The 15626-nt window shown below is 59.6% G+C and carries 15 protein-coding genes and 1 tRNA gene; 10 read left to right on the forward strand and 6 right to left on the reverse strand.

Annotation, left to right across the window (positions count from 1 at the left end; translation table 11 throughout):
* Positions 1–30 precede the first annotated feature (30 nt).
* Positions 31–378, reverse strand: coding sequence for a preprotein translocase subunit YajC (yajC, locus tag ACQZ5K_RS07260; RefSeq protein ID WP_003524964.1), 348 nt, complete (start codon positions 376–378; stop codon positions 31–33).
* A gap of 206 nt (positions 379–584) precedes the next feature.
* On the opposite strand from yajC, the gene ACQZ5K_RS07265 reads away from it, so the two are divergent.
* Together ACQZ5K_RS07265 and fdhA are read left to right on the forward strand one after the other, a co-directional pair.
* The gene (locus ACQZ5K_RS07265) at positions 585–1457 is read left to right on the forward strand and encodes an ATP-binding protein (RefSeq protein WP_003524963.1); all 873 of its coding nucleotides are present in this window, start codon (positions 585–587) and stop codon (positions 1455–1457) included.
* 161 nt (positions 1458–1618) lie between these two features.
* The gene (fdhA, locus tag ACQZ5K_RS07270) at positions 1619–2809 is read left to right on the forward strand and encodes a formaldehyde dehydrogenase, glutathione-independent (RefSeq protein ID WP_003524961.1); all 1191 of its coding nucleotides are present in this window, start codon (positions 1619–1621) and stop codon (positions 2807–2809) included.
* Positions 2810–2906: 97 nt separating this feature from the next.
* Here fdhA and ACQZ5K_RS07275 read toward each other — a convergent pair whose 3' ends face one another.
* The gene (locus ACQZ5K_RS07275) at positions 2907–3566 is read right to left on the reverse strand and encodes a TetR/AcrR family transcriptional regulator (protein WP_448740007.1); all 660 of its coding nucleotides are present in this window, start codon (positions 3564–3566) and stop codon (positions 2907–2909) included.
* 110 nt (positions 3567–3676) lie between these two features.
* Between ACQZ5K_RS07275 and ACQZ5K_RS07280 the strand changes: the two genes are divergently transcribed.
* Positions 3677–5071, forward strand: a complete 1395-nt coding sequence (locus ACQZ5K_RS07280; protein ID WP_448740008.1) for a cytochrome P450 — start codon at positions 3677–3679, stop codon at positions 5069–5071.
* 55 nt (positions 5072–5126) lie between these two features.
* On the opposite strand, the gene ACQZ5K_RS07285 is transcribed toward ACQZ5K_RS07280, so the two are convergent.
* The 3 genes from ACQZ5K_RS07285 to ACQZ5K_RS07295 all read right to left on the reverse strand — a co-directional run bounded on the left by ACQZ5K_RS07285 (position 5127) and on the right by ACQZ5K_RS07295 (position 7273).
* Positions 5127–5330, reverse strand: coding sequence for a DUF3126 family protein (locus ACQZ5K_RS07285; protein WP_003524869.1), 204 nt, complete (start codon positions 5328–5330; stop codon positions 5127–5129).
* Between the two features lie 141 nt (positions 5331–5471).
* Complete coding sequence (gene cysE / locus ACQZ5K_RS07290; RefSeq protein ID WP_035261225.1) at positions 5472–6296, reverse strand: serine O-acetyltransferase; 825 nt, start codon at positions 6294–6296, stop codon at positions 5472–5474.
* A gap of 200 nt (positions 6297–6496) precedes the next feature.
* Positions 6497–7273: an alpha/beta fold hydrolase gene (locus tag ACQZ5K_RS07295; protein ID WP_080818716.1), complete on the reverse strand. Its 777-nt coding sequence runs from the start codon at positions 7271–7273 to the stop codon at positions 6497–6499.
* A gap of 170 nt (positions 7274–7443) precedes the next feature.
* Here ACQZ5K_RS07295 and ACQZ5K_RS07300 point away from each other — a divergent pair, with 170 nt between their 5' ends.
* Together ACQZ5K_RS07300 and ACQZ5K_RS07305 are read left to right on the forward strand one after the other, a co-directional pair.
* Complete coding sequence (locus tag ACQZ5K_RS07300; protein ID WP_003502857.1) at positions 7444–7689, forward strand: zinc-finger domain-containing protein; 246 nt, start codon at positions 7444–7446, stop codon at positions 7687–7689.
* Between the two features lie 30 nt (positions 7690–7719).
* A complete protein-coding gene (locus ACQZ5K_RS07305) occupies positions 7720–8901 on the forward strand; it encodes an FAD-dependent monooxygenase (RefSeq protein ID WP_448740009.1) in 1182 nt (393 codons plus the stop codon).
* Positions 8902–8903: 2 nt separating this feature from the next.
* On the opposite strand, the gene ACQZ5K_RS07310 is transcribed toward ACQZ5K_RS07305, so the two are convergent.
* Positions 8904–10091: a cystathionine beta-lyase gene (locus tag ACQZ5K_RS07310; protein WP_448740010.1), complete on the reverse strand. Its 1188-nt coding sequence runs from the start codon at positions 10089–10091 to the stop codon at positions 8904–8906.
* A gap of 376 nt (positions 10092–10467) precedes the next feature.
* Between ACQZ5K_RS07310 and ACQZ5K_RS07315 the strand changes: the two genes are divergently transcribed.
* The 5 genes from ACQZ5K_RS07315 to ACQZ5K_RS07335 all read left to right on the forward strand — a co-directional run bounded on the left by ACQZ5K_RS07315 (position 10468) and on the right by ACQZ5K_RS07335 (position 15116).
* Entirely contained in the window at positions 10468–11490 is a 1023-nt protein-coding gene (locus ACQZ5K_RS07315) for an amino acid ABC transporter substrate-binding protein (protein ID WP_003524863.1), read from the forward strand.
* A 106-nt stretch (positions 11491–11596) separates the two neighbouring features.
* A complete protein-coding gene (locus ACQZ5K_RS07320) occupies positions 11597–12793 on the forward strand; it encodes an amino acid ABC transporter permease (protein ID WP_003524861.1) in 1197 nt (398 codons plus the stop codon).
* Positions 12794–12795: 2 nt separating this feature from the next.
* The gene (locus tag ACQZ5K_RS07325; RefSeq protein WP_448740011.1) at positions 12796–13953 is read left to right on the forward strand and encodes an amino acid ABC transporter permease; all 1158 of its coding nucleotides are present in this window, start codon (positions 12796–12798) and stop codon (positions 13951–13953) included.
* Positions 13954–13964: 11 nt separating this feature from the next.
* A complete protein-coding gene (locus tag ACQZ5K_RS07330; RefSeq protein ID WP_003524857.1) occupies positions 13965–14738 on the forward strand; it encodes an amino acid ABC transporter ATP-binding protein in 774 nt (257 codons plus the stop codon).
* Between the two features lie 303 nt (positions 14739–15041).
* Positions 15042–15116 (forward strand) — tRNA-Glu (locus ACQZ5K_RS07335).
* Positions 15117–15626 lie beyond the last annotated feature (510 nt).

A 15626-nucleotide genomic window follows, 5' to 3' on the forward strand; every position in this document is an offset into this window, starting at 1 on the left:
CGCAATCGGGCATTCGATAATCCGGCAGGATCAGGAAGCGGCTTCCGTCTTGACCACTTCGCCCTTCACACGCACTTCGGCAATGTAGGCGCGGGCGGCACGGATTTTCACGCCTTCGGCGATTTCGACTTCGAGTTCATTGTCATCGATGACCTTGGTCACCTTGCCGACGATGCCGCCGCCGAGAACGACCTGATCGCCACGGCGAATATTGGTCAGCGTTTCCTGGCGCTTCTTCATCTGCGCGCGCTGCGGGCGGATAAGGAAAAAGTACCAGACCACCATAAGCGGCGCAAACAGGAAAAGCATTTCAAGGCCGGAACCGAAGGCCGATGCGCCGCCCGCTGCGTCCTGGGCAAAAGCTTGACTAATGAACATATAAAACTCCTCAGAATTACGGCACGACCTTGGATGCCGCCCCAGCTTTCAAGCCGCCGGAATATAGTGGGGAACGCCGGGATTGCAACAGATGCAGGGCCCACGCCGTACCGATTCCGGACCTCTTAACCTTTATGGGCCTGAAACGCCATGCTAGGCCGGGCGCAAAACAGAGTTTTGAACACCAGACAAGCGGAAGAAACACCATGATTCGAGAAGAAACGGCCTCCCTGCTTCTTTCAGAACTGCGCCGGCTCACCATCGCCGTGGAACGTCTGGCCGGGCCGGCGCCCGCCGTAAACGACTGGAATGCGGCCGATTGTTTCGTCTGGGCGCCTGTCAACTCCTTTATCCAGCCGGTTCCCCGCCCCAACCGCATCGCCCTGAAGCTGATCCGTGGCGTCGACCATGTCCGCGACATTCTCCACGAAAACACGCTGCGTTTCGCGGAAGGTTTTGCCGCCAATAACGTGCTGTTGTGGGGTGCGCGCGGCATGGGCAAATCCTCGCTGGTCAAGGCCGTTCACGAAGATGTGCGCGCGGCAAGCGGCGTTTCGCTGAAACTGGTGGAAGTGCACCGCGAGGACATCCACACCCTGCCCGCTTTGCTCGATATATTGAAGGCCTCCGGCCATCGCGTCATCGTCTTCTGCGACGACCTCTCCTTCGACCATGACGATACGGCCTATAAATCGCTGAAGGCGGCGCTCGACGGCGGCATCGAAGGCCGGCCGGACAATGTGCTGTTTTATGCAACGTCCAACCGCCGCCATCTTCTGCCGCGCCACATGATGGAAAACGAGCAGTCCACCGCCATCAACCCTTCGGAAGCGGTGGAGGAAAAGGTCTCGCTTTCGGACCGTTTCGGCCTGTGGCTCGGTTTCCACAAATGCGGCCAGGAAGATTATCTGACGATGATCGACAGCTATGCGGCGCATTTCGATCTGGGTCTGGACCGCGAAACGCTGCATCACGAGGCGCTGGAATGGGCGACCACGCGCGGCGGACGCTCCGGCCGTGTCGCCTGGCAATATATTCAGGATGCCGCCGGCCGCCTCAGAAAACCGCTAGACAGATAACGCCACCGTGACATCGGGCGAAACGCGGTGTCGTTACGACCACACCGCGTGTCGTATTCCCGAACGCCACATCTCCCCTCACATGGTTTGCTGCACCCATGGAGTCACCTGTCTGCGGAGGAGCGGACAGGTACGGTGTTCAAACCATGGAGGAGATGGATATGAGCAGGAACAGAGGCGTCGTTTACATGCGGCCGGGTCAGGTCGAGGTTCGCGATATCGATGACCCGAAGCTTGAGGCGCCGGACGGCCGCCGCATTGAGCACGGCGTCATTCTCAAGGTGATTTCCACCAATATCTGCGGCTCCGACCAGCATATGGTGCGCGGCCGCACCACGGCGATGCCGGGCCTCGTCCTCGGCCATGAAATCACCGGCGAAGTCATCGAAAAAGGCGTCGATGTCGAGATGCTGGAAATTGGCGATATCGTCTCGGTGCCCTTCAACGTCGCCTGCGGCCGCTGCCGTTGCTGCAAGTCGCAGGATACCGGCGTCTGCCTGACGGTGAACCCGTCCCGCGCCGGCGGCGCTTACGGTTATGTCGATATGGGCGGCTGGATCGGTGGACAGGCACGTTATGTCACCATTCCCTATGCCGATTTCAACCTGCTGAAATTCCCGGACCGAGACAAGGCGATGTCGAAGATCCGCGACCTCACCATGCTCTCCGACATTCTGCCGACCGGCTTCCATGGCGCGGTCAAGGCAGGCGTCGGCGTCGGCTCCACGGTCTATGTCGCGGGCGCCGGCCCGGTCGGCCTTGCCGCCGCCGCATCCGCCCGTATTCTGGGTGCTGCGGTCGTCATGATCGGCGATTTCAACAAGGATCGCCTTGCGCACGCGGCAAAAGTCGGTTTTGAACCCGTCGATCTTTCCAAGGGCGACCGGCTGGGCGACATGATCGCCGAAATCGTCGGCACCAACGAGGTGGATAGCGCCATCGACGCCGTCGGTTTCGAAGCGCGCGGCCATGCGGGCGGCGAACAACCGGCCATCGTTCTCAACCAGATGATGGAAATCACCCGCGCCGCCGGCTCCATCGGCATTCCGGGCCTCTATGTCACCGAAGATCCCGGCGCGGTGGATGCGGCCGCGAAACAGGGCAGCCTGTCGCTGCGCTTCGGCCTCGGCTGGGCCAAGGCGCAATCCTTCCACACCGGCCAGACGCCGGTGCTGAAATATAACCGCCAGCTCATGCAGGCGATCCTGCATGACCGCCTGCCGATTGCCGATATCGTCAACGCCAAAATCATCGCGCTCGACGATGCGGTGCAGGGCTATGAAAGCTTCGATCAGGGCGCGGCCACCAAGTTCGTCCTCGATCCGCATGGCGATCTGCTGAAGGCTGCCTGATATTTCAGCGGCATATGGCTGATAATCGTAAAAACGCCCGCGACGGATATCGTCGCGGGCGTCCCTGTTTTCCAGCCATATCACCGTCCGGTGAAACCTACGGCTCCCCTACCAGCAACACTTCCAGCTCGGCTTTCGCTTCCGCGGATAGATAGGGCCTGAACAGGCTTGAGACCTGCTTCAATCCCCAGTCCAGCTGCGGCGGACCGAACTCGGTGATGCCTTCCTGAAGGTTGAGATAGGACGCCCAATAGGTGGAGACGATCCAGAGGTTCGTCAGAACAGCAGGCCGCTCTTCTTCGGGTATCGCGGCGAGGCCCGCTTTCTCCATGCGCGCGACGATATCGCCGACGGCAAGGCGCATCGCGGCGCTTATGGTTCGCACGGGCTCCACCAGCGCCGGGGCGGAAGAGACAAGACCGACCAGATCGCGAAACAGGAAACGATAGTCCCACACCAGCGAAAACCAGAGCCGCAGAAAACCGGCATAGGTAGCCGCCGCTCCCTCATCGGCCCCGTCAATCTTTCCGACAATTGCCAGCGCGTCGGCCTCGAACCGGGCAAACAGCGCCAGAACCAGCGCTTCCTTGGTGCGGAAGTGATAATAGAGATTGCCCTCATTGATCGCTACCGCCCGTGCAATTTCGGCGGTCGTCACGTGGTCGGGCCCGCGCTCGTTAAACAGAGTAAGAGCGGCGTCGAGAATTCTCTCGCGTGTGGGGCGTGCCGCCGTCCGCCCCGTACTGCTTTTCTTCATTGATTTCGAACCCGACCATTGAAATATAAGGTATGCACCTTAAATACCCACAATAAGGTATACACCTTAACAGGAAATGTAAGTGTTCAACGCGGACAAAGGACCTGTAAATGACCGGAACCGACCTTCGCACCGCCTCCCCGGATACGCCCGGAATCGCTCCCGTCTCCAAATTCGCAACGGCCCGCGTCGCGCTGTCGCTCATCCGCAATCCGCTGAAGGCTCTGCCGCCGGAAATTTTCAGCGAGCCGGCAGTCTTTACCCGTCTCGGCGGCGTCATGCGGGTTCATCTTGCCGATCCCGCGCTTATCCATGAGGCACTGGTCAAGAACGCCCATCTGCTCGGCAAGGGCGAAGATGTGCGCCGCGCCCTCGGCCCCGCGCTCGGCCAGGGGCTTCTGACAGCCGATGGCGATCACTGGAAGTGGCAAAGGCAATCCGTCGCCGCAGCGTTCCGGCACGAGAAGCTGCTGGAATTGCTGCCGGTCATGATCGACGCTGCGCGCCGCACACAACAGCGCTGGCACGCATCTCCTGCCGGCGACATCGATATCGGCCATGAGATGATGCGGACGACCTTTGACATCATCGTCGAAACCATGATGTCCGGCGGCCACGGCATCGATATCGGGCGTGTCGAGCAAAGCATCACCGATTATCTGAAACCCACGGGCTGGACCTTCGCGCTCGCCATGCTGGGCGCACCGGAATGGCTTCCGCATCCGGGCCGGCGCAAGGCCCGCGCGGCGGTCGGCTATCTTCGTTCCAGCCTTGCGACCGTCATTTCCGAAAGACGGCAGAATCCGATCGGAAGGAACGATCTGGTTTCCATGCTGCTCGAAGCGAAAGATCCGGAAACCGGGCGCATGATGAGCGACACGGAAATCATCGACAATCTCCTGACCTTCATCACCGCCGGGCATGAAACCACGGCCCTCGGCCTTGCCTGGACTTTCCATCTGCTCTCGCAAAACAGCGACGTGGAGCGCAAGGTCATCGACGAGATCGAAACCGTTACCGCCGGTGAACCGGTGGCGGCCGAACATATCGCCCGCCTGACCTATACCAGACAGGTATTTTCGGAAGCGATGCGGCTTTACCCGCCCGCCCCTGTCGTGACACGCACGGCATTGCAGGACTTCAGGCTCGGCGAACACGATATCCCGGCCGGCACCGTTCTTTATGTGCCGATCTACGCCGTCCACCGGCACACGACACTTTGGGAAGAACCCGACCGCTTCGACCCGTCACGCTTCGAGCCCGAAAGGGTCAAGGCGCGCCACCGCTACGCCTACATGCCCTTCGGCGCTGGCCCGCGCGTCTGCATCGGCAATGCCTTTGCCATGATGGAGGCTGTCGCAATCCTTGCCGTGCTTTTGCAGAACGACCACCTCAGGAACAAAAGCCCGGCAAATACCGAGCCGCTGATGCGGGTTACCCTGCGTCCGGAAAACCGCCTGATGATGCAGGTCAGCAGCCGAAAAAACAAATCGCCCGCGGCGTAACCGCCACGGGCGACTGGTTCAGTGCGAAACTCCATCCGTCACCGGATGGTGACGATCAGAGGTCGACGTCGAGGATCGCCATGGAGAAGTTGTAGGAGCGGTCGCCGTCTTCGTCATCGATATAAACGACGCCGAGAAACTCTTCGCCAAGATACACTTCGGCGGAATCGTCCTTGCGCGGACGCGCCTTGACCACCATCGTCGGGTTGAAGGTGCGCTTGAAATAGGCGTCGAGTTTTTTGATTTCGTCGGCTTTCACCACTATTCTCCTGTGCGGTTCGCGTTGGCCCGCTTTTGGCATGGGACAAAGGCCAAAGTAAAGTGAAAGCGGCAAGTCATCCGTGTCTTCCACACGGACGACCGTGAAAATGCCGGCCCCATCGGGGCGCGACAGGGCGGGTCAGATATCGGCCCCGATAAGCTGGTCCATCAGGCGCGAGGGTTCGGAACACCCTGCTTCTCCCACCACACGCGCCGGCACGCCGGCAACGGTCGTCTTGGGCGGAACCGGCTTCAGCACCACCGAACCGGCGGCGATGCGCGAGCAGCTGCCGATCTCGATATTGCCGAGGATTTTCGCCCCGGCCCCGATCATCACGCCGTTTCCGATCTTCGGATGGCGGTCCGCCCCTTCCTTGCCGGTGCCGCCGAGCGTGACGCCATGCAGGATGGAGACGTTGTCGCCGATCACCGCCGTCTCACCGACGACAAGCCCGGTGGCATGATCGAGGAAGATGCCCTTGCCGATGCGCGCGGCCGGATTGATATCCGTCTGGAAGATGCTCGAGGAGCGGCTCTGCAGATAAAACGCGAAGTCCTTGCGGCCCTTCTGCAGCAGCCAGTGGGCGAGCCTGTGGGTCTGGATGGCCTGGAATCCCTTGAAATAGAGGAGCGGCTCCATGAAGCGCGTGCAGGCGGGATCGCGGTCGTAAACGGCCTGAATGTCGACGCGCAGCACGCTGCCCCATTCCGGCCAGTCATCCAGCATGTCCTGGAAGGTCTGGCGCAGCAGCACGGCCTGCATGTCGGGATGATCGAGGAGTTCACAGATGCGATAGATCACACATTCTTCGAGAGACCGGTGATTGAGGATCGTCGAATAAAGGAAGGCCGAAAGCAGCGGGTCCTGCGCCGCGGCGCTGCGGGCTTCATTGAGCAGGCTACCCCAGATGGGATCGACGATCGCCAGCTGTTCGGGCTGACGGGCCTCGGTACGTGCGACCATGAATGGTCTCCTCGTTTGCAGTGGTCGTTCTTTATACAGAAAAAGACGTGCATTAGAAATGGGATTCGAATGACGACTTTAAAGGCGGCAAGGCTTCAGTTTTTCTTCATGCAGCATGAAAAACCGTTTCTTGCTGTCCTCAGCGTTGCCGCATTTCCGGACGGAAAACCGGGCTCCGCTTTTCCTGGAAATGCTCCCGATCAAAGCGAGCGGTAAAATTCCAGCACCGCCGCCTTGAACACCCGGTCGCCGACGGCCAGCATATGGTCGCGGCCGGGAATGTCGATCGCCCGCGCATGCGGCATGATCGCGGCAAGCTCCGCACCGGAACCGGCGATATCGTCCTTCGTTCCGACCGCGATCAGCGTCGGCGCATCGATTTTCTCAGCCTGTTCGCGCGTGACGAGAACCCGCGACGTCTCGATACAGGCGGCCAGCGCCAGCCGGTCGCTTTTCGTCTGGTCGGCAAAGGCGCGGAACATGCGGCCGCGCTCATGGGTGACGACATCGAGCGAAGGTGCGAGAAGCGCCTCGGCAATCGGATCCCAGTCGCCGACCCCTTCGACCATGCCGATGCCGAGCCCGCCGAAGACCAGCGAACGCACGCGCTCCGGATGCGCCATGGCGAGAAATGCGGAAATGCGCGCGCCCATGGAATAGCCCATCACATGCGCTTCGGCGATGCCGAGATGGTTGAGCAGCGCCACCGCATCGCCCGCCATGACGGGTGGATAATAGGCTTCGGAATCGTGCGGCTTGTCGCTTGCGCCGTGGCCGCGATTGTCGATGGCGATCACCCGGTAGCCCGCTTCCCCCAGCGTCTTCAACCAGCCGGGATGCACCCAGTTGACATTGGCGCTGGAGGCGAAGCCGTGGATCAGCAGAACCGGATCGCCCGCCGGATCGCCCTCGTCGAAATAGGCAAGGCGAAGGCCGTCATGGGAAAAATCGGAAAACTGCGGCGTGTTGAGATTCATCAAGGACATCCTTTTTGCCGGACCATATGGCAGGAATTAGCAATGTTGAACATGTTTTGCTGACGATTTTTATGGAGATGCAATGCGTTTGAGGCTACATATCCGCAACGACGAGCCGACACGCGAAGACGGATTGCGGCTCGATAACGATATTGCATTTGGAGACGAACATGGCCGGGCATTCCATTCCCCACTTCCAGAACGATGGCGGACACCGCATGATCGAGATCGGCGTCAAGGAATTCATGTGCACCGGCGCTTCCGTGCCTTTCGATCATCCGCATATCTTCATCGATATGGGCGACGACAACGAGAAGGTCTGTTCCTATTGCTCCACCCTTTACCGCTACAATCCGTCGCTGAAGGCAGAGCAGACCAATCCTCCGGGCTGCGTCTTCCATGTGAAGGCCGCCTGACCTTCCACTTTTCCTGATCGGGGCGCACCAATGCCCATCAAATCCGTAGCCATTGTCGGTGCCGGCATCGCCGGTCTCACCGCTGCCCTTTCCTTTGCCCGGCACGGTATCGACTGTGACATCATCGAACAGGCCGGTGAGCTGACGGAAGTCGGCGCAGGCCTGCAACTCTCGCCCAATGCCGCCCGCATTCTCGCCGAACTCGGCGTGCTGCCGGAAATCCAAGCGCGCTGGACCGAACCGGTCAGCGTCGAACTCGCCTCCGGAAAATCGCTCGCCACGCTGCTCTCCCTGCCGATGGGAACGGTGGCGCGCGCACGCTGGGGCGCACCCTATGGCGTGCTGCACCGCTCGACGCTGCAGAATGCGCTTCTCCAGGCGGTGACACGCAACCCGCTCTGCCGCCTGCATCTCGGCAAGCGCATCGAAAACGCGACGGTGGACGTGATTGCCGCAACCACCTTCCGTGACCATGATCTGATCGTCGGCGCGGACGGTGTCTGGTCGGCGGCCCGCTTCGCGGTCCCTTCCGCCCCCACAGCCACCTTCTCCGGCAATATTGCCTGGCGTTTCACCGTTGCCGCAAACGACGTGCCGTCAGCCATCAACAAAAGCGCGGTGACCGCCTATCTGGGTTCCGGGGGCCATATCGTCGCCTATCCGCTGAAGGAAGTCGGCGGTTTCAACATCGTCGCCATCGCGCTCGGTGCCGACCCCGGCGCAACCTGGCGGGCGGAATCGAGCGGGCGGCAGAAAGCCATGCTGCTGGAACAGTTTCGCGGTTTCAGCCCGGATATCGTCCGATTGCTCGATTCGTCTGAAAATCCGACCTTCTGGCCGCTTTATCAGGCTGGCCCGGGCCGCTGGCACAATGGCCGCGACACGGTGCTGATCGGCGATGCGGCGCATGCCATGATGCCCTTCGCCGCACAGGGCGCGGCCATGGCGATAGAGGATGCTTTCGAACTTGCGGGAGCGACGGCAGGCGGCCATGCCGAAAAGCCCCTGCCCTTGCCGCAGGCCCTTGCCGCTTTCGAGTCCCTGCGCCTGCCGCGCATAGAAAAGGCCCGCAAGCGGGCCTCTCTCAATCGTTTTGCCTATCACGCCACAGGCCCGGTGCGTATTGCGCGGGACTTCGTGTTTTCCACGCGTCCCACCGACGCCTTCCTGAAGGACTTCGACTGGCTCTACGGCTATCGCGCCAAAGGCTGAGGTCAAACCCCGGCCGCTGCCGCAAACCCGGCCTCGAGATCCTTCTTGAGATCGGCGATATCCTCAAGCCCGATCTGCAGGCGGATGACCGGTCCTTCCGAGGGGCCCTTGGCAATGGTCCTGTCGACAAGCGAGACCGAAACGGCAAGCGATTCGTATCCGCCCCAGGAATAGCCGAGCCCGAAGAAGGTCAGCGCATTGAGGAAGGCGGCCGCCGCCTGCTTGTATTTGCCCTCTTCCGCCTTCAGCACGAAGGAGAAGACACCGCTTGCGCCCTGGAAATCGCGCTTCCAGAGTTCGTGCCCGGCAAAGCTCGGCAGCGCCGGATGCAGCACGCGGACGACGTCGTCACGGCTCTCCAGCCATGTGGCGATATCGAGCGCGCTTTTCTGGTGGTGCTCCAGCCTTATTCCCATCGTGCGCATGCCGCGCAGGATCTGATAGGCATCGTCAGAGGTGACGCAGATGCCGAGATTGGTATTGGCCTGATAAAGCGCCTTCCAGTGCTTTTCATTGGCCGAGACGAAACCCATCAGCACATCCGAATGACCCGAAGGATATTTAGTGGCGGCGTGAATGGAGACATCGACGCCGAAATCGAGCGGCTTGAAATAAAGCGGCGTCGCCCAGGTATTGTCCATCGTCACCACGCAATCATGCCGGTGAGCGATATCGGTGATCAGCCTTACATCCTGAATCTCGAAGGTGTTGGAGCCCGGCGCTTCCAGATGCACCAGCTTGGTGTTCGGCCGGATGATAGCCTCAATGCCCTCCCCGATTGCCGGGTCGTAATATTCCACCTCGACACCGAGCTTCTTCAGCATCGTATTGCAGAAACGGCGCGTCGGAAAATAGACGGAATCGACGATCAGCGCATGGTCGCCGGCGCCGAGATAGGCAAGGAACGGCACGGTGATGGCCGCAAGGCCCGAGGGCACGAGAATGGTTCCGACAGACCCTTCCAGTTCGTTGACGAGATTGCACAAAGCATCCGTCGTCGGCGTGCCGTGGGTGCCATAGGTATATTTCTGGTTTTCGGTCGAAAGCGTCTCCGCGTCTGGAAAAAGCACGGTCGAACCGCGCACGATGGGCGGATTGACGAAACCGAAACAGTCCGCGGGATCGTTGCCGCCATGGGTCAGGCGCGTATTCACACCTGCGGCGGAAAGCAGGTCATTTGTCTTGGTCATTTCAGATCAGCTTTCGAAGGAACATTGACGCGTGCGACAATGCTAAGAGCGCAACGCAAGGTCAAGTCCCGCAGGGACGTCCGAGTGGGTCGGATTGATCCATTGCCAACCAGAATACAATAAGTATACAAATACTGTGCAAGTGCAAATTTCCGCAAAAATATGCTTATATTTTCACCCTTTGCACACTTCCCGACCAAAATTTGGAAAATTCCGTTTTATAGGCACAATTATTGCCCGCACGTCTTGACCCCGCTGCCAATTGTGATTGTGATAGAAAAAGCGGATCGAAAAAGATCTCGCTGAAGGGGGAGCTGGGGAAGACAAACATGCCGGTCCCCTTCCAAGTGACGATAACAAACAAAGGTTGGGAAAAATGAAAAAGGCAATTCTGTCAGCCGCCATCGGCGCAGCAGTTTTGGGAGGAGCCTCGGTCGCTTCGGCTGCGACGCTTCAGGATGTGAAGGGAAAAGGTTTCGTCACCTGCGGCGTCAGCGCGGGCATTCCGGGATTTTCCAATCCCGATGACAAGGGCGAATGGTCCGGTATCGACGTGGACTATTGCCGTGGTATTGCCACCGCGGTTTTCGGTGATCCTTCGAAAGCCAAGTTCGTCGCCCTTTCGAGCAAGGACCGATTCCCGGCTCTCCAGTCCGGTGAAGTCGATGTTCTGACCCGTAACACCACCTGGACGATCAGCCGCGACACGTCGCTCGGCTTCAACTTCCGCACCGTCAACTATTATGACGGCCAGGGCTTCATCGCCAAGAAGAGCCTCAACGTGAAGTCCGCTCTCGAACTCTCCGGCGCCGCCGTCTGCGTTCAGACCGGCACGACCACCGAGCTCAACCTGGCCGACTACTTCAAGACCAACAATCTGCAGTACAACCCGGTCGTTTTCGAAAAGGAATCCGACGCAACCTCTGCCTATGATTCGGGCCGTTGCGACGTTTACACCACCGACCAGTCGGGTCTCTATGCAATCCGTCTGAAGCTGAAGAACCCGGACGAAAACGTCGTTCTGCCGGAAGTCATCTCCAAGGAGCCGCTTGGCCCGGCCGTTCGCCAGGGTGACGACCAGTGGTTCGACATCGTGACCTGGGTTCACTATGCGATGGTCAACGCCGAAGAGCTTGGCGTCACCTCCAAGAATGTCGATGAGCAGAAGAACAGCGCCAATCCGGACGTGAAGCGCCTGCTCGGCACGGAAGAAGGCACCAAGATCGGTACCGATCTCGGCGTGACCAACGACTGGGCCTACAACATCATCAAGCTGGTGGGTAACTACGGCGAAGTCTTCGACCGCAACGTCGGCGCTGGCTCTCCGCTGAAGATCGAGCGTGGCCAGAACGCGCTGTGGACCAAGGGCGGCCTGCAATACGCACCGCCGGTCCGTTGATCGGCCCCATTACCGGCTAGATCATAAGGAGGCTGGGCAACGCCCGGCCTCCACTTCAAATTATATAAATAAGCTCGCAAAGAGCACATAAAAGGGAAAGGTGCCTATGGCAGGCAACGCGGTCAGTTCGCAACGATCGCGCGCGCAAAGCGCGTCGTCACTTATCTACGATCCACGCATACGCGGCATTTTCTATCAGGTCCTGACAGTCGTCGTCCTGGCCGCCTTCGTCTGGATCATCGTGACGAATACGATCACCAATCTTCAACGGTCAAACATCTCGTCCGGCTTCGGCTTCCTCAACGGAAGAGCCGGTTTCGATATCGGCCAGTCGCTGATCGCTTATACCAGCGACGCGACCTATGGCCGGGCATTGCTCGTTGGCATTCTCAACACGATCCAGGTTGCGTTTTTCGGCATCATCGCCGCCTCGATCATCGGTTTCATCGTCGGCATCGCCCGGCTGTCCAACAACTGGCTGATTTCGAAACTCGCGCAGGCCTATGTGGAAATCTTCCGCAACATCCCGCCGCTGCTCGTCATCTTCTTCTGGTACAAGGGCGTCATCTCGGTTCTGCCGCAGGCACGCGAGTCGCTCGAGCTTCCGCTTGGAACCTACCTCAACAATCGCGGCTTCTTCTTTCCCAAGCCGCTGTGGGGAGAAGGCACCTGGCTCGTGCCGCTCGCTTTCCTCGTCGCCATCGTTCTCAGCGTCTTCGTTTACCGCTGGGCGAAGGCGAGACAGGAAAGAACCGGACAGCAGTTCCGCACCGGAATAACGGCGACGCTTCTCATCATCGGCCTGCCGCTGGCGACATTTCTGGCGCTCGGGGCACCGCTGACATTCGACTATCCGATTGCAGGGCGGTTCAATCTCTCGGGCGGCGCGGTCGTCGCACCTGAATTCATGTCGCTGTTCCTGGCGCTTTCCTTCTACACCGCCTCCTTTATCGCCGAAATCGTTCGCGGCGGCATCAAGGCTGTGGCGAAGGGGCAGACGGAAGCTGCGGATGCACTGGGACTTCGCTCCAGCACCACGACGCGCCTGATCGTCGTTCCGCAGGCGATGCGCATCATCATCCCGCCGCTGACGAGCCAGTATCTCAACCTGACCAAGAACTCCTCGCTTGCGGTCGCTGTCGGCTTCGCCGACATCGTCTCGGTCGGCGGCACGATCCTGAACCAGACGGGACAGGCAGTCGAAGTCGTTGCCATCTGGCTGGTCATTTATCTCTCGCTGTCCCTGCTCACGGCCGTGGTCATGAACTGGTTCAATGCGAAAATGGCCCTGGTGGAGCGATAACGATGACGATCAGCAATCACGCATTCGTGCGACAGACCATCGAGGACGCCAAACCCGCGCCCTCGAGCGCCGTCGGCTTCGGCCACTGGCTGCGCACCAAACTTTTCGCCACGCCGAAGGACACCGTCCTGACGGTTATCGCCCTTGCCCTGCTGGCCTATCTGGTGCCGCCGATCATCAAGTGGCTGTTCATCGACGCGGTATGGACCGGCAGCGATCGTATCGCCTGCCTGACTTCTTCGCAGGGCGGCGCGCTGCCGGATGGCCAGTCCGGTGCGTGCTGGGCTTTCGTTTCGGCGAAGCTCGGCCAATTCGTCTTCGGCCGCTATCCGATCGACGAACGCTGGCGTCCCATCCTGGTGATGGTGGCGTTCGCCATCCTGCTGATACCGATGCTGATTCCAAAAGCGCCGTTCAAGCGACTGAATGCGCTGGCGCTTTTCATCATCCTGCCCTTCATTGCGTTTTTCCTGCTCATCGGCGGCGTCTTCGGCCTGCCGAAGGTGGAAACGCAGCTCTGGGGCGGCCTGATGGTGACCCTCATCCTGTCGTTCTTCGGGATCACGGTGTCGCTCCCCTTCGGCATTCTTCTGGCGCTCGGCCGGCGGTCGAACCTGCCGGTGATCAAGATGCTCTGCGTGCTCTTCATCGAGGTCATTCGTGGCATTCCGCTGATTACCGTCCTGTTCTTCGCCAGCATCATGCTGCCGCTGTTCCTGCCCGACGGCTGGACCTTCGACAAGTTCCTGCGCGCGCTCGTCGGCGTGTCGCTGTTCTCCTCGGCCTATATGGCGGAGGTAATCCGCGGCGGCCTGCAGGCCATTCCGAAGGGACAATATGAAGGTGCGGATTCGCTCGGCCTGAACTACTGGCAGAAGACGCGGCTGATCGTGCTGCCGCAGGCGCTGAAGCTCGTCATTCCGGGCATCGTCAACACCTTCATCGGGCTGTTCAAGGACACGTCGCTGGTCTCGATCATCGGCATGTTCGACCTGCTCGGCATTGTCACACTCAACCAATCGGATGCGAACTGGGCCACGCCCGTCACCGCCATGACTGGCTATATTTTCGCAGGCTTCGTATTCTGGATATTCTGCTTCGGCATGTCGCGTTATTCGCTGTTCATGGAACGGCACCTCGACACCGGGCATAAACGATAAGGGACGCTCAAATGGCAGAAACCCAAGCAAAAAAACTGACCGTCTCGACAACGGACGTGGCAATCGAACTCATCGGCATGAACAAGTGGTATGGCGACTTCCACGTGCTGCGCGATATCAACCTGAAGGTCATGAAGGGCGAGCGCATCGTCATCGCCGGCCCTTCGGGCTCCGGCAAATCGACCATGATCCGCTGCATCAACCGGCTTGAAGAACATCAGTCGGGCACGATCAATGTCGATGGCATCGAGCTCACCAACGACCTGAAGAAGATCGACGAGGTGCGTCGTGAAGTCGGCATGGTGTTCCAGCACTTCAACCTCTTCCCGCATCTGACGATCCTCGAAAACTGCACGCTGGCGCCGATCTGGGTTCGCAAGATGCCCAAGAAGGAAGCCGAAGAAGTGGCGATGCACTATCTGAAGCGCGTCAAGATCCCCGAGCAGGCGAACAAATATCCCGGCCAGCTCTCCGGCGGCCAGCAGCAGCGCGTGGCGATTGCCCGCTCGCTCTGCATGAAGCCGAAGATCATGCTGTTCGACGAGCCGACGTCGGCGCTCGACCCGGAAATGGTCAAGGAAGTGCTCGACACCATGGTGAGCCTTGCCGAAGACGGCATGACCATGCTGTGCGTAACCCACGAAATGGGCTTCGCCCGCCAGGTGGCAAACCGCGTCATCTTCATGGACCAGGGCCAGATCGTCGAACAGAACTCGCCCGCCGAATTCTTCGACAATCCGCAGCACGAGCGCACCCGTCTGTTCCTCAGCCAGATTCTGCACTGAGACTGCGATCGACATGTATATCGAGCGGGGCCGTTTCGGCCCCGCTTTCGTTTCTGGAGACCTGCTGAAATCTTTATCTCCATGCACGAGTGCGACGATTTCGATTCCGTGATTCCAGCGCTCCCGAAGCGCCGAGAGCACAAAAATGGGCGTGGCGTCGCAGTTTAACCATTTGTTACGAAACAGGAATCCTTGTTTTTCAGGGCTTCTGGCGGCCCATGTCATTTTTTTGTCAAATCATGCATTTTTCCGCTTGCAGACCTTCGGGAGCCTGACTATAAGGGCGCCACACCACAAGCGCACGCGCCCTTCGTCTATCGGTTAGGACGTCAGATTTTCATTCTGAAAAGAGGGGTTCGACTCCCCTAGGGCGTGCCACTTGCCTTCGTGTTCTCCCCCTTCAAAATATGACCACATCGCATCAGCTCGCAAATTCGTCACGCGTGTTCAATGCGCCGGAACCGATTCCCGCCGGGCACGTTAGAATGCTGTCCCCCCGATGGAAGGCAAGCCGGCCGAAACGCCAACAGGCAAATCGACCCGGCTTGCCTTTCCCCTTCAGCCCGCCACAGCATCCGTTTCATCCAACCGACAGCCTGTGCCAGCTAAGGGTTGGAAAACTGCGCCCCCGGCCCCCCGCAAGGCATGGGGGCATTACTGACGCGCAGCGATAGGGGCGATATTTCAAGGCCTTGGCCAGTTCTGGCACAGTTTTCCACAGCCCTTCCGGCCTCCATAAGAAAACTCGTCACGAAGCAAGAAAAATCAATTTTTCCGCTTGCGGAGCAACGGGAGCCTGACTATAAGGGCGCCACACCACAAGCGCACGCGCCCTTCGTCTATCGGTTAGGACGTCAGATTTTCATTCTGAAAAGAGGGGTTCGACTC

Source organism: Agrobacterium sp. 22-226-1 (assembly GCF_053522345.1).

What these genes read in the sequence shown, in the direction of transcription:
- yajC (WP_003524964.1), bottom strand. Translation starts at nt 378, where the DNA reads ATGTTCATTAGTCAAGCTTTTGCCCAGGACGCAGCGGGCGGCGCATCG.
- ACQZ5K_RS07265 (WP_003524963.1), top strand. Translation starts at nt 585, where the DNA reads ATGATTCGAGAAGAAACGGCCTCCCTGCTTCTTTCAGAACTGCGCCGG.
- fdhA (WP_003524961.1), top strand. Translation starts at nt 1,619, where the DNA reads ATGAGCAGGAACAGAGGCGTCGTTTACATGCGGCCGGGTCAGGTCGAG.
- ACQZ5K_RS07275 (WP_448740007.1), bottom strand. Translation starts at nt 3,566, where the DNA reads ATGAAGAAAAGCAGTACGGGGCGGACGGCGGCACGCCCCACACGCGAG.
- ACQZ5K_RS07280 (WP_448740008.1), top strand. Translation starts at nt 3,677, where the DNA reads ATGACCGGAACCGACCTTCGCACCGCCTCCCCGGATACGCCCGGAATC.
- cysE (WP_035261225.1), bottom strand. Translation starts at nt 6,296, where the DNA reads ATGGTCGCACGTACCGAGGCCCGTCAGCCCGAACAGCTGGCGATCGTC.
- ACQZ5K_RS07295 (WP_080818716.1), bottom strand. Translation starts at nt 7,273, where the DNA reads ATGAATCTCAACACGCCGCAGTTTTCCGATTTTTCCCATGACGGCCTT.
- ACQZ5K_RS07300 (WP_003502857.1), top strand. Translation starts at nt 7,444, where the DNA reads ATGGCCGGGCATTCCATTCCCCACTTCCAGAACGATGGCGGACACCGC.
- ACQZ5K_RS07305 (WP_448740009.1), top strand. Translation starts at nt 7,720, where the DNA reads ATGCCCATCAAATCCGTAGCCATTGTCGGTGCCGGCATCGCCGGTCTC.
- ACQZ5K_RS07310 (WP_448740010.1), bottom strand. Translation starts at nt 10,091, where the DNA reads ATGACCAAGACAAATGACCTGCTTTCCGCCGCAGGTGTGAATACGCGC.
- ACQZ5K_RS07315 (WP_003524863.1), top strand. Translation starts at nt 10,468, where the DNA reads ATGAAAAAGGCAATTCTGTCAGCCGCCATCGGCGCAGCAGTTTTGGGA.
- ACQZ5K_RS07320 (WP_003524861.1), top strand. Translation starts at nt 11,597, where the DNA reads ATGGCAGGCAACGCGGTCAGTTCGCAACGATCGCGCGCGCAAAGCGCG.
- ACQZ5K_RS07325 (WP_448740011.1), top strand. Translation starts at nt 12,796, where the DNA reads ATGACGATCAGCAATCACGCATTCGTGCGACAGACCATCGAGGACGCC.
- ACQZ5K_RS07330 (WP_003524857.1), top strand. Translation starts at nt 13,965, where the DNA reads ATGGCAGAAACCCAAGCAAAAAAACTGACCGTCTCGACAACGGACGTG.